The following is a 12,159-nucleotide window of genomic DNA, read 5'->3' as shown; positions in this document are numbered from 1 at the left end:
TTTTATTTTATTATTTTAATTTTATGACTTTATTGTACGTATTTTTGTGATATTGCAATTGTTTTAGAAAAAACGTTCTGTAAAAGTGGAACCACATTATCTGGCACCATTCCCGAAACGTCTCCGCCGTGACGAGCAACATCTTTTACAACGGAGCTAGAAACATGTTCCAAAATAGGGTCTGCAGGCAGGAACATGGTTTCTATCCCAGCAAGCTTGCGATTAACCAGAGCCATTCCAAGCTCCGCCTCATAGTCACCATTTTGGCGCAATCCCTTAACTATTACGGTTGCGCCGACTTTTTTGCAATAATCTGTGATAAGACCATCTGTTGAGGCAACAACTATTTTGCACGCTGGCGACTGTGCTGCTCCGCATAAAGGTGGAGCAAATTCCCCGACTGGAAAATCATTTTTTAGGTTTTTAACAGCATTGCGAATAATATCCACACGCTCCGATTCGGAAAACATTGGCGTTTTTGCCGCGTTAACAGCCACCAAAACATGCACTTCTTTAAAGAGATGCGTACAACGTTGTATCACGTCTAAGTGTCCGGCTGTAACGGGATCGTAGGAGCCTGGGCAAACAGCTATAGTCATGCTTTTAGATTACCACGAATCTGCCACGAGTCTGACACGAATCAGGCATGAGCTATACATAAGCTAGACATAAGCCTATTTTTCCTGATTGTGTTTCTTTTTCCCCGCGTTTGTTCCCATATTTGACGTTTTGATAAACAAACACGGGCAAAATACGCAGCTCGAAGTCGTCGATTCGCGCGGCGAAAAATCGAGAATCCCCACGCACTAATAGTAGATAGGCGTAGGACTATGATTGGCTGCAGGTAAAAGTCGCTTATAAAAGTCGTAAAGAACGCGCTTTAAGTTTGATTACTAAAATCGCAAGAAAGGATTGAAAATGCTTGATTCTTTTGATTTCTCAAAGTCCGAAGCAAAGTCTGAAGTAAAGTCTTACACAAACTCTTCCGTACTCATGACAGACATGTACGAGTACACAATGCTCGACGCAGCACTAAAAGACGGAACAGCAAATCGCAAATGCGTTTTTGAGATTTTTACTAGGCACCTTCCTCAAGGCCGCCGCTACGGAGTGGTAGCAGGCACAGGCAGAATCCTAGAGGAGCTAGCGCGATTCCACTTTAGCGACGATGACTTGCGATTTTTGCAAGACCGCAAAATTGTAAGCAAAGACACCATTAAATGGCTAGAAAACTACCATTTTAGCGGCAAAATCCGCGGTTACAGAGAAGGCGAAATGTTCTTCCCAGATTCGCCGATTTTGCAAGTTGAAGGCACTTTTGGCGAGTGCACGTTGCTAGAAACGTTGCTACTTTCCGTGCTTAACTACGATTGCGCAGTGGCGAGCGCCGCCGCACGCATGGTTTCCGCGTCTGCTGGAAGGCCGTGCATGGATATGGGTGGCAGGCGCACAAACGAGTGGTCGGCTGTGGCTGCTTCTCGCGCGGCGGTAATCGGCGGTTTTAAAGGCACGGCAAACCTGCTTGCGGCAAAGCTTTACGGGCTTAAGGCGATTGGAACGGCCGCGCATTGCTTTACGCTTGTGCACGATTCGGAGCGCGATGCCTTTGAGTCACAAATTGCAGCACTCGGAAAAGGAACAACGTTGCTTGTAGACACATACAACGTAGAAGAGGCTGTTAAAACCGCCGTGCAAGTTGCTGGTGCGGATCTTGGCGGCGTACGCATTGATTCGGGCGATTTGTGCGTTATGGCTCGTCGCGTTCGCGCACAGCTCGATGCGTTGGGTGCTAAAAATACTAAAATCACGGTTACGAACGATTTGGACGAGTATGCGCTTGCGTCTTTGCAAAATGCACCAGTCGATTCCTACGGCATTGGAACAATGCTTGTTACAGGTTCGGGCGCGCCTACTTGCGCAATGGTTTATAAACTCACAGAACGTGAAGGCGCGGATGGAGTTATGCAACCTGTTGCTAAGAAGTCTAAGAATAAGGCGACTGTTCCAGGGCGTAAGCTTGCGTACCGTTCCTACGATTTTAGCGGCGGTGCGAATGGCGGCGTGGCTAGCAATGGCGTAGCCGATTGTGAGCATGTAATTTCTGGCTCGGAGAGTGTCCTCGCGACTTTTAAGCCGCAAGATTCTTGGGAAGATTTGCTAGTTGACTACGTGCAAAATGGCGAATTTAATACGGAGTTTATGGGTCATGACGCAATTATGCGAGCACAGGACTATTGTGCTAGAGCACTTAGCAGACTTCCGATTTCTGCTCAAAGTCTTATGCGTGGCGACCCTGCTATTCCTACAGAAATCAACGTTTTAGGCTAAAAGCCCAGATTGTTCATCTCTTCGTAGATTTTTTTGCACTCTGGGCAAACAGGATAGTCGTTAGCTTCGCGCTTTGGAATCCATACTTTTCCGCACAGTGCTACAACAGGACGGCCAGTTAGTCGCGATTCGATTACGCGATCCTTGGAAACGTAGTGTGCAAAGCGGTCTGCGTCACCGCCATCGTCCATTCGCGCTGATTCATCTACCTCTGGCTTTTCAAGTATGCTCGTGCTTGTGCTAGACCCAGAATCCGGGAGGCTTTGTGAATCGTCTTCCATAACAGCGTTCAAATTAGCAGCGTTTGGATCTTCGCTATACTTTGAATCATTTGAAAACGTCATTGCATCCCTTTCGTACAAATCGCGCTTTGTTGATTGCGACTCATGTTTATACAAGCATAAGTCATAATCGCAACAAATACTCGAATCGACAACCTCGAGCTTAACGCGTGAGTTATTAGCTAAACATATAATTGAGATTATGCTTGAAAATACGAACAGAACTCTTACAGCAGCAGCGGCACGATTGCGCCTATATAACACAGCAACGCACAACACTAGCGAGTTTACAACAGTTACTCCTGGCCACGTTGGCATGTACGTGTGTGGCGCAACTGTGCAAAGCTCGCCTCATATAGGTCATATTCGCGCAGCAATCGCCTTCGATGTTGTTCGCCGATGGCTTTTGCGCCTTGGCTACACTGTTACTTTTGTTAGAAATATTACAGATATTGACGATAAAATCATCAAAAAAGCTAGCGAAAATGGCCAAACATGGTGGCAGCGCGCCTACATTTACGAGCGCGAGTTCACTAAAGCTTACGACACTCTTGGCGTTATGCCGCCTACTGTGGAACCGCGCGCAACTGGTCACATAAACGATATGGTGGAGCTTATACAGCGCTTGATTAATCGCGGACACGCATACGCAATAACAGACGCGAATGGCAATCCTACTGGAAACGTGTATTTTAGTGTGCCAAGTTGGCAAGATTACGGCGCGCTAACGCATCAAAATGGTAATTCAGACGGCAGCAATAGCGACGACAAATCCAGCAAAGCCGACAAATACAATCCAGTTGACCCTGCTGACGCAAGCCCAGATAAGCATGATGCTCGCGATTTTGCGCTTTGGAAGGCACCTTGCGATTTTGACCAAAAAGACGCGCGCTGGAACACGCCGTTTGGAGCAGGACGCCCAGGTTGGCACATTGAATGCTCGGCAATGAGCCACCGCTATCTTGGCGATGCTTTCGACATTCACGGCGGCGGACTAGACTTGCGCTTCCCACACCACGAAAACGAGATGGCGCAAACACTCGCTGCTGGATGGAAAAGCGCAAACGTGTGGATGCACTCCGCGTGGGTTACATCTAAAGGCGAAAAAATGAGCAAATCTCTTGGAAACGGTCTTTCTGTTCCATCTGTTTTGGCTCAAAAATCCGCGTGGGTCGTGCGATACGCGCTAGGCGGCGTGCAATATCGAGCAATGCTTGAGTGGTCGGATCAATCTTTGAACGAGGCACAATCTGCTTACGATCGCATATCTAACTTCCTCGAGCGCGCTGGTCGCGTAATCGAAAATCAGCCAGATTATGCGGAAGTTCAAAGCGTTGATGCAGATAATCTTCCAGAAGATTTTACTAAAGCTATGAACGACGATATTAACGTTTCGGGCGCGTTGGCTGCGATTTTTACTGCGATTCGCTCTGGTAACGCGCTTTTGGATGACTATGCGCAAAATCAAAATAACAGTCAAAACGATGGCATTAAAAACCTTATTAAGACTTGTGTTTTGCAAGTTCGCGCAATGCTAGACACGCTTGGACTAGACCCCTACTCTCCACAATGGCGCAGCAACGCGCAAAAATCGCAAGATTTAGGTGCGAATAATGGCGCAAGCGCGGAGCATAAGGTTCTTGAATCTTTGATTGCAAATCAGCTTGAACAAAGGGCGATTGCACGCGCAGCTAAGGATTTTGCACGCGCAGACGCGATTCGCGACTCTTTAACCGCCGCTGGCGTTGTAATCGAAGATTGCGCACAAGGGTCATCGTGGCATTTGTCTTAAGTAAAAGCAATGTAAACATAATAAAAAGCAATACAACAAAACATTCCAAACAACCTGTAGAATAGAGCAATTATGGCAGCATTTAGTTCGTTAACAGAAAGACTTTCTGGCGCATTCAAACACTTGCGCAGAAAAGGGAAATTATCCGACGCAGACATCGACGGCACGATTCGTGAAATTCGCCGTGCGCTTTTAGACGCAGACGTAGCTCTAGATGTTGTGCGATCATTTACCGCTAAAATTCGCGAGCGCGCACTAGGTGAAGAAGTTTCTAGCGCACTGAATCCTGCTCAGCAAGTTGTGCGAATTGTAAACGACGAGCTTACAAACGTTTTGGGTTCAGGCGTTGATAGACCGCTGAATTTTGCAAAATATCCACCAACTGTAATCATGCTTGCTGGTTTGCAAGGCGCTGGTAAAACAACGCTCGCTGGAAAGTTGGGCTACTGGCTTAAGGATTCGGGTCATACGCCTTTGCTTGTTGCGGCGGATTTGCAACGTCCTAACGCTGTTACGCAGCTTGAGGTTGTTGCAGAGCGTGCAGGTGTGGCGATTTTTGCGCCAGAGCGAGGCGTGCAAAGTGACGGCGGCAGCGAAGTTGTTTCGGCTGGTTTAGCCACTGGGGACCCTGTTAAAGTTGCGCGAGATTCTATTGACTACGCGCGCGCAAAAATGTACGACACGGTTATTATCGATACCGCTGGTCGCCTTGGCGTGGACGATGCTCTTATGCAGCAGGCGCGCGAGATTCGCGATGCTGTTAATCCGCAAGAAATTCTGTTTGTTATAGACGCCATGATTGGTCAGGACGCTGTTCGTACGGCTCAAGCGTTTAACGAGGGCGTTGACTTTACGGGTGTTGTGCTTTCTAAGTTAGATGGCGATGCACGAGGCGGCGCTGCGCTATCTGTTGCAAGCGTTACAGGAAAGCCGATTTTGTTCGCTTCTACTGGCGAAGGTTTGAAGGATTTTGAGATTTTCCATCCAGATAGAATGGCTTCAAGAATCCTCGACATGGGCGATATTCTAACGCTTATTGAGAATGCGCAAAAACAGTTTGACGAGGAAGAGTCTAGAAAAGCTGCCGCTAAAATATCTGAAGGAACTTTTGGACTAGACGACTTTTTGGATCAGCTTCAGCAGGTTAAAAAGCTTGGTTCTATGAAGAAGATTCTTGGTATGATGCCTGGAATGGCAGCGCACAGACAGGAACTTGAGCAGTTTGATGACCGCGAGATAGACCGCACGGAAGCTATTATTCGTTCGATGACGCCTAAAGAGCGCAAAGACACCAAGATTATTGATGGTTCTAGGCGCGCGCGCATTGCAGCTGGCGCAGGTGTTCCAGTTTCTGCAGTGAATGCGCTTTTGCAACGCTTTGAGCAAGCAGCTAAAATGATGAAGCGAATGAGCAATGGCGGCGGCGCAGGAATGCCTGGAATGGGCGGAATGCCTGGGTTTGGCGGTCCTGGCGGAAAGTCTAAGCGTAAAGACAAGAAGAGCAAGAAGAAGGGCGGAAAGTCCGGTAATCCTATGCGTCGCGAGGCCGAGGAGCGCGCGCTTAGAGAACGCTTGTCTGGAAATTCTTCTGCAAATAGTGCAAATGATAACGCGAATGGCGAGTCTGCTTTTATGAAGAAGAAGCAGGACTTGCCTAATAATTTGCCAGAAAATCTTCAAAATCTTATGAGTGGCGAAGGTGACTTTGCTGACGAAATGCCTGATTTACCGCCTAATTTGGGCGGCGGACTCGCAGGTCTTTTCGGCAGATAACGCGAATAATACGAATAATCAGTAGATGATTTACGCTATTTTACTTGCGATTTTACTTGTTGCACTTGTTTTGCTTCTAGCTTGGCAGCTACTTAGGTGGCTGCCAGCTGGAGCGGATAGACTAAAGCCACTGCCATATGTTATTGCATTGCTTCCAATTGCGCCGTTTTGCGCTGCGCTTGGGCTAGTCGTCAGCGCTGTGGCTGCAGTTGCAACACGATCGCAAAATGAATTTTATAAATCTTATTTATTTTTGTGCGTAGCATATGCGCTGTTATTCGTAATCTCTTTAAAATCGTATACGCCGTATTGGGCAGTAAGATTGCGGCGAATAAAACAGGAAAAATCGCCAGAATTATCACTAGAAAAATCGAGAGAAATCCGCGTTATGACGCTTAATTGCAGATATGGTCGCGCAAACGCAAGTCAAATAATAAAGTTAGCAAAAACGCATAAAATCGATACGATTCTTTTACAAGAAGTAAGCAAAAAACTTGTAAAAAACCTTGAAAAACTTGGGATTAAGCGCGATTTTGCGCATGTGCAATTGGGAAATACAAACAACCACGAAAATGGCGGATTTAACGCGATTTATACGCGACTAAGCAATGTTAAATCTTTTGGTAAGTCGATTAAGATTGATGCAGCAAACGTGCCAATTGTTACGGCGGTTGCTTGCGACTCATCTTTAGAAGCTGGCGATTCGCGCGCGGAAAATCTTTTAATAACATTCGCTTCGGCGCATCCAAAATCGCCTATGCGCGGGTGCGCTGCTTGGAGCAGCGGAATAATGGCGCTTGCAAAAATCGGCGAAAATCATAATGAAAGCAACGTCAAAAAAGTCACAATAATCGGCGGAGACTTAAACTCCACTCCAGACCACCCAAGCTTTAGAGCGCTACTAAAATCAGGCTTTTTAGACGCATCAATGCAAATCGGCAAGCGACTAAAGACTTGGCCAACGTGGCAAAAATGGCCGAATCTTGCGCTTGACCATGTGCTAGTAAAGTCAATCGGGTGCAACGCTATAGCCACAGAACAAAGCACGATTCTCGTGGATGGAAGCGACCACTTTGCGCTAATCATTTGCGTTTCAATCCCCCTCTAGTCACCGCTTTTTGATGGTCTATTACTTTACCTTCGCGCATTTCCTTCTTTGTTGTTGTGTGAGGGCTGGGTGTTTCTTGTCTCACAACGCTCTGCCTCTTACGTGTTATCTTGTATTGCGGTTATTCCGATTTGGTTTTGATTTTGTTTTTGGTTGAGGTTTGTTTGTAGTGGTTGATCATTGGATTATTTGGTATCGGCGCCGCTCTTATATTGTTCGACCAAGAATCACCCAGCCCTCTTACATGCTTGAACAATTGCGTATCGCTTAATCACCGAGATTCTCGATTTTTCTTGCTACTTCAGCGAATCACCATTTCATGCTGAGGTTCGCTTCATCCGCCGCGAAAAATCTCGAATCTCTACCTAGCTTAGTGATGTACTTTGTACGAAAAATCGGAACAAATTACGTACATTATTAGCAAAACACTAGTCCACGCAATCAGTCATAATAGAAAAGTTATTCGCGTGAATCGAAGCCCTCTTATCGACCACGCGAGGAACAGTGGAACTCGCAAGGAGTGCCCCACACCCGAGCGAAATTCTACGACTCTAGTTATAAGGAGAGCCATTTTGGCAACCAAGATTCGTCTTAAGAGATTGGGCAAGAAGTTCTACGCCTTCTATCGCGTTGTAATTTCTGATTCGCGCAACAAGCGTAACGGCAAGTCCATCGAAGAGATCGGCATCTACGATCCAAACAAGCAGCCATCTTTGATTCAGATTAAGTCTGACCGCGCACAGTACTGGCTTGGCGTTGGCGCACAGCCAACCGAACCAGTGTTGAAGCTGCTAAAGATTACTGGCGATTGGCAGAAGTTCAAGGGTCTTGAAGGTGCAGAAGGCACTTTGAAGACTTCCGAAGCTGGTCCAGACGCACAGGCTCGCGTTGAGGCTGTAGAAGCCGAAGCTCAGAAGCTTAAGGCTGCTAAGTCCGAAGCCGCTGCAAAGGCTCAGGCTGCTGCAGAAGCCGCTAAGAACGAAGCTGAAGAAGCTCCAGCAGCAGATGCTGAAGCCGAGGAAAAGGCTGAGTAATTATGCTGGCTCAAGCTGTGGAACATCTCATTAAAAACATCGTTGATTTTCCAGATGACGTGTCCGTGCGTTCTCATGAAAACGCTCGCGGCGAACTCTTGCGCGTGCGCGTAAATCCAGAAGACATCGGTAGAGTTATTGGAAGAAACGGTCGTACCGCTAATGCCATTCGCGTTGTTGTACAGGCTCTAAGCCGCCACAACGTTCGAGTTGACATTATGGATGTACGTAAGTGAGATTGAACGTGGCTAAAAACCAACTTTTTGACAACCCTCAGCAAGGTTCAAACAACCTACTGAGGGTTTGTCGTATTGGAAAAGCGCAAGGACTAAAAGGCGAAGTCACTGTCCAAATTTTTACCGACGAACCTTATGAGCGCTTTAAAGCAGGCAATGTGCTTTACACGCAAGACGGCGAGCGCGAGTTTACAATCGAGTCTGCGCGAACGTTTAAAAGCCGTTGGATTTTGCTTTTTGAACAAAGTCTAAATCGCAACGATGCAGAGGCCTTAAACGGCTTAGAGCTTTATACTAAGGCTCAAAGCGCGCAAGAGTTAGAGCAAGAAAATGCTTGGTATATTAAGGATTTGGTGGGTCTTAGCGCGCGCATTTGTGAGAATAATTCACTTGGAGTTGCGCCGCGTGGAATCGGCAAAGTCGTAGACGTTATTGATGGTGCTCAATCATTGCTTAAAATCCGACTTTCAACTCCTGTTGGCGATGATAAAACTGCGCTAGTGCCTTTCGTTCAAGCACTGGTTCCAGAAGTTAATCTTAAAGAAAAATATTTGACTTTAGATCCTCCAGGTGGATTAATCCCAGGAATCTAAAACACATGATTTAAGCTTAAAGGCTTTATAAAATGCAAATCGACATAATCTCCGTGTTCCCTGAATATTTTCGCATGCTAGATCTGAGCTTGCTTGGTAAAGCGCAAGATAATGGCTTGCTTAAAATCAACGCGTATAATCTTAGAAAATGGACGCATGACGTTCATCAATCTGTTGATGATACGCCAGTTGGTGGCGGCGCTGGAATGGTGATGAAGCCAGAAGTGTGGGCGGAATGCCTTGATGAGCTGCTTTATAATGGAGATGACGCCGATAATGACGATAACAAAGCCGATATTGGCGATAACGGCACAGTTCTAATCTTCCCAAACCCTTCTGCCCCACTGTTTTCGCAAAAAGACGCTACACAATTAGCAAGCGCAAAGCGACTTGTATTTGGGTGCGGACGCTACGAAGGCTATGACGCGCGAATCCCAGAATACTATAAATCGCGCGGAGTAGATGTGCGCGAATATTCCATTGGCGACTACGTTCTTAACGGCGGCGAAGTGGCTGTTAGCGTTATGGTAGAGGCCATTACGCGCTTGATTCCAGGCTTTATGGGTAACCCAGAGTCGATTGTTGAAGAGTCGTACACTGGCGCGGATGCGATTCTTGAGCATCACCAATACACTCGTCCCACAACTTGGCGCGATATTAGCGTGCCTGCGATTCTTACTTCGGGCGACCACGCTAAAGTGGATCGCTTCCGCAGAGATGATGCACTAGCGCGCACGAGCCAGATTAGACCAGATTTAATTGAGAAACTTGATTGCAAGTCGCTTAGTAAGCAGGATAGAAAAACTCTGATTAGCCTTGGGTGGGAGGTTTCTGGCGATTCGCCAAAGCGCGCCAACCTGTAAAATTTAGCTGCGCTAGCGCGATTTCTTACTTGATGTTGCGTGAGGGCTGGCTAATTCTTGTCTCACAACGCTCCGCCTCTTGCGTGTAGTCTAGAGTTGCGGTTGTTCCGTTTTGGCTTTGATTTTGTTTTTGGGTTGAGGTTTGTTTGTAGTGGTGGCTCATTGGATTATTTGGTATCGGCGCCGCTCTTATATTGTTCGACCAAGAATCACCCAGCCCTCTTACATGCTTGAACAATTGCGTATCACTTAATCACCGAGATTCTCGATTTTTCTTGCTCTCTCGGCGAGTCACCACCTTCGGTGCTGAGGCTCGCCTCGATAGCGGCGAAAAATCTCGAATCTCTACCGCACTTGGTCACGCTCTAAACGCGAATAAAGGTCAATTAGTAGATTGAATGAACATAACAGCAGTTTCGCCATAGTTGCGCGTGTCGAAAATCTCCCACCCCGCGCAAATCTTAGGCGCAACGCTGCGCGCGCTACGCTCCAAAACAATCAACGTATCTGCAGCAGCGCTCACAACGCCGTTTTTAACCATGTTTTCAATCAGCTGCTCAACTTGCTCTGTTTCCAACGCGTACGGCGGATCCACAAACACCAAATCGAACGCTTCACCGCTGTAGTCTTGTACGAACTGCTCTGCGCGTCTTTTATTTACGCGAGCGCTTAAATCTTCACTCCACGCGCCTTGACTTTGTAGTACTTTAACAGTTTTTGTTATTAACGCCGCCGCAGCTGCGTTCGCTTCTACGCACACGAGTTCTCTTGCGCCCCTAGAAATCGCTTCTACACCTAACGCCGCTGTGCCAGCGAATAAGTCGAGTACTCGAGCACCATCGCATACTCCCCATGAGTCGAGCCTAGAAAAAATCGCCTCTTTTGTGCGATCTGTTGTTGGTCTTGTACATGACTTTGCAGCGCATAATGGCGTGCCTTTAAATCTTCCTGCAATTACGTGCATATTTTAAGCATATCATTTTAAATTACTTAGACTTGTGTCGAATTTTGTTATTGATATACTTGGAACGGTCATTTGTTTATTTATATAAACAAATGTTGCTTAGCACTGGTTTCTGACGATTTATCCCAAACTACGCTAAACAATGAAGTTCGCTAAAAAGCCTAAGCATAAAATATATAAATCCCAACTACAACTGACATATAGCTAAACAACTAAGGAGCTAAAATGACCACAATCATTCTAGATTGCGATCCAGGTCATGACGACGCTATGGCTATTCTGCTAGCGCTTGGCAATCCAAACATTGATTTGCTTGGTGTAACAACAGTCGGCGGAAATCAAAGCCTAGAAAAGGTGACTTACAATGCGCGAGCAACTCTAGAAATGGCACATGCTACAAATATCCCTGTTCACGCAGGCTGCGACCGCCCAATGATTCGTCCTCTAGAAGTTGCTGCTGCTGTTCACGGAGAAACCGGCCTGGATGGAGTGACTTTGCCAGAGCCAACTCGTCCTTTAGATGAGGGACACGCAGTAAACTGGATTATTGACACAATAATGAGTCATGAGCCAGGCACGATCACACTTGTACCAACTGGACCTCTTACAAACATAGCTATGGCAGTTCGCTTAGAGCCACGAATCGTTAGCCGAGTTAAGGAAGTCGTTCTCATGGGCGGCGGCTATCACGTTGGCAATTGGAGCGCAGTTGCAGAGTTTAACATTAAGGTAGATCCTGAAGCCGCTCACGTTGTGTTTAATGAAGATTGGCCTATTACAATGGTTGGTCTTGATTTAACTCATCAGGCACTTTGCACTCCAGAAGTACAAGCTAGGATTGACGCTATCGGTACGCCTCTTTCTGCTTTTGCAAGCGGATTGATGGACTTCTTCCGTAAGGCATACAAGAACAACCAGGACTTTATCGACCCACCAGTTCATGATCCTTGCACGGTTGCATATTTGATAGATCACAGCGTTGTACAAACTCGCAGATGCCCTGTAGACGTTGAGATTAAGGGAGATTTGACGCTTGGCATGACGGTAGCAGATTTGCGTGGACCAGAGCCATCGGCTGACAAGTGCCATACTCAAGTGGCAACTAAACTCGACTTTAACAAGTTCTGGGATTTGATTATTGACGCTTTAAAAGAATTGAAATAATTGAGGTAATTGAAAATAGAGGT

General features: G+C 46.6%; 12 protein-coding genes. 9 read left to right on the top strand and 3 right to left on the bottom strand.

What is annotated here, in order from left to right; all coding sequences use genetic code 11:
* Positions 1-29: 29 nt before the first annotated feature.
* Entirely contained in the window at positions 30-599 is a 570-nt protein-coding gene (gene coaD / locus P0106_RS03350; protein ID WP_014554409.1) for a pantetheine-phosphate adenylyltransferase, read from the bottom strand.
* A gap of 319 nt (positions 600-918) precedes the next feature.
* Between coaD and P0106_RS03345 the strand changes: the two genes are divergently transcribed.
* The gene (locus P0106_RS03345; protein ID WP_009994867.1) at positions 919-2,328 is read left to right on the top strand and encodes a nicotinate phosphoribosyltransferase; all 1,410 of its coding nucleotides are present in this window, start codon (positions 919-921) and stop codon (positions 2,326-2,328) included.
* On the opposite strand, the gene P0106_RS03340 is transcribed toward P0106_RS03345, so the two are convergent.
* On the bottom strand, positions 2,325-2,672 hold the full coding sequence (locus P0106_RS03340) for a DUF3039 domain-containing protein (protein WP_014554407.1): 348 nt from the start codon (positions 2,670-2,672) through the stop codon (positions 2,325-2,327). The genes P0106_RS03345 and P0106_RS03340 overlap by 4 nt on opposite strands.
* 139 nt (positions 2,673-2,811) lie before the next feature.
* On the opposite strand from P0106_RS03340, the gene cysS reads away from it, so the two are divergent.
* The 7 genes from cysS to trmD all read left to right on the top strand — a co-directional run bounded on the left by cysS (position 2,812) and on the right by trmD (position 10,008).
* The gene (gene cysS / locus P0106_RS03335) at positions 2,812-4,401 is read left to right on the top strand and encodes a cysteine--tRNA ligase (protein ID WP_473730439.1); all 1,590 of its coding nucleotides are present in this window, start codon (positions 2,812-2,814) and stop codon (positions 4,399-4,401) included.
* A gap of 72 nt (positions 4,402-4,473) precedes the next feature.
* Entirely contained in the window at positions 4,474-6,174 is a 1,701-nt protein-coding gene (ffh, locus tag P0106_RS03330; RefSeq protein WP_004114574.1) for a signal recognition particle protein, read from the top strand.
* 25 nt (positions 6,175-6,199) lie between these two features.
* Complete coding sequence (locus P0106_RS03325) at positions 6,200-7,282, top strand: endonuclease/exonuclease/phosphatase family protein (protein ID WP_473730438.1); 1,083 nt, start codon at positions 6,200-6,202, stop codon at positions 7,280-7,282.
* Positions 7,283-7,854: 572 nt separating this feature from the next.
* Positions 7,855-8,316: a 30S ribosomal protein S16 gene (gene rpsP, locus P0106_RS03320; RefSeq protein WP_004113466.1), complete on the top strand. Its 462-nt coding sequence runs from the start codon at positions 7,855-7,857 to the stop codon at positions 8,314-8,316.
* 2 nt (positions 8,317-8,318) lie between these two features.
* On the top strand, positions 8,319-8,552 hold the full coding sequence (locus tag P0106_RS03315) for an RNA-binding protein (protein ID WP_004113470.1): 234 nt from the start codon (positions 8,319-8,321) through the stop codon (positions 8,550-8,552).
* Complete coding sequence (gene rimM / locus P0106_RS03310) at positions 8,549-9,145, top strand: ribosome maturation factor RimM (RefSeq protein WP_473730437.1); 597 nt, start codon at positions 8,549-8,551, stop codon at positions 9,143-9,145. Before P0106_RS03315 ends, rimM begins: the two co-directional genes overlap by 4 nt.
* 32 nt (positions 9,146-9,177) lie before the next feature.
* On the top strand, positions 9,178-10,008 hold the full coding sequence (trmD, locus tag P0106_RS03305; protein ID WP_075038756.1) for a tRNA (guanosine(37)-N1)-methyltransferase TrmD: 831 nt from the start codon (positions 9,178-9,180) through the stop codon (positions 10,006-10,008).
* Positions 10,009-10,390: 382 nt separating this feature from the next.
* Here the strand turns inward: trmD and rsmD are convergent, their stop codons facing one another.
* On the bottom strand, positions 10,391-10,972 hold the full coding sequence (rsmD, locus tag P0106_RS03300) for a 16S rRNA (guanine(966)-N(2))-methyltransferase RsmD (RefSeq protein WP_415697034.1): 582 nt from the start codon (positions 10,970-10,972) through the stop codon (positions 10,391-10,393).
* 225 nt (positions 10,973-11,197) lie between these two features.
* Between rsmD and uriH the strand changes: the two genes are divergently transcribed.
* Positions 11,198-12,136, top strand: coding sequence for a uridine-preferring nucleoside hydrolase UriH (uriH, locus tag P0106_RS03295; RefSeq protein WP_004113476.1), 939 nt, complete (start codon positions 11,198-11,200; stop codon positions 12,134-12,136).
* Positions 12,137-12,159 lie beyond the last annotated feature (23 nt).

It is taken from the genome of Gardnerella sp. c11Ua_71, from assembly GCF_055818025.1.
The sequence above is the reverse complement of the archived record's forward strand: the minus strand, read 5'-3'. Positions and strand labels throughout refer to the sequence as shown.

Excerpts from the sequence above, each read along its gene's own strand:
- P0106_RS03340 (WP_014554407.1), bottom strand. The coding sequence starts at position 2,672 with ATGACGTTTTCAAATGATTCAAAGTATAGCGAAGATCCAAACGCTGCT.
- cysS (WP_473730439.1), top strand. The coding sequence starts at position 2,812 with ATGCTTGAAAATACGAACAGAACTCTTACAGCAGCAGCGGCACGATTG.
- P0106_RS03345 (WP_009994867.1), top strand. The coding sequence starts at position 919 with ATGCTTGATTCTTTTGATTTCTCAAAGTCCGAAGCAAAGTCTGAAGTA.
- P0106_RS03315 (WP_004113470.1), top strand. The coding sequence starts at position 8,319 with ATGCTGGCTCAAGCTGTGGAACATCTCATTAAAAACATCGTTGATTTT.
- uriH (WP_004113476.1), top strand. The coding sequence starts at position 11,198 with ATGACCACAATCATTCTAGATTGCGATCCAGGTCATGACGACGCTATG.
- trmD (WP_075038756.1), top strand. The coding sequence starts at position 9,178 with ATGCAAATCGACATAATCTCCGTGTTCCCTGAATATTTTCGCATGCTA.
- ffh (WP_004114574.1), top strand. The coding sequence starts at position 4,474 with ATGGCAGCATTTAGTTCGTTAACAGAAAGACTTTCTGGCGCATTCAAA.
- coaD (WP_014554409.1), bottom strand. The coding sequence starts at position 599 with ATGACTATAGCTGTTTGCCCAGGCTCCTACGATCCCGTTACAGCCGGA.
- P0106_RS03325 (WP_473730438.1), top strand. The coding sequence starts at position 6,200 with ATGATTTACGCTATTTTACTTGCGATTTTACTTGTTGCACTTGTTTTG.
- rsmD (WP_415697034.1), bottom strand. The coding sequence starts at position 10,972 with ATGCACGTAATTGCAGGAAGATTTAAAGGCACGCCATTATGCGCTGCA.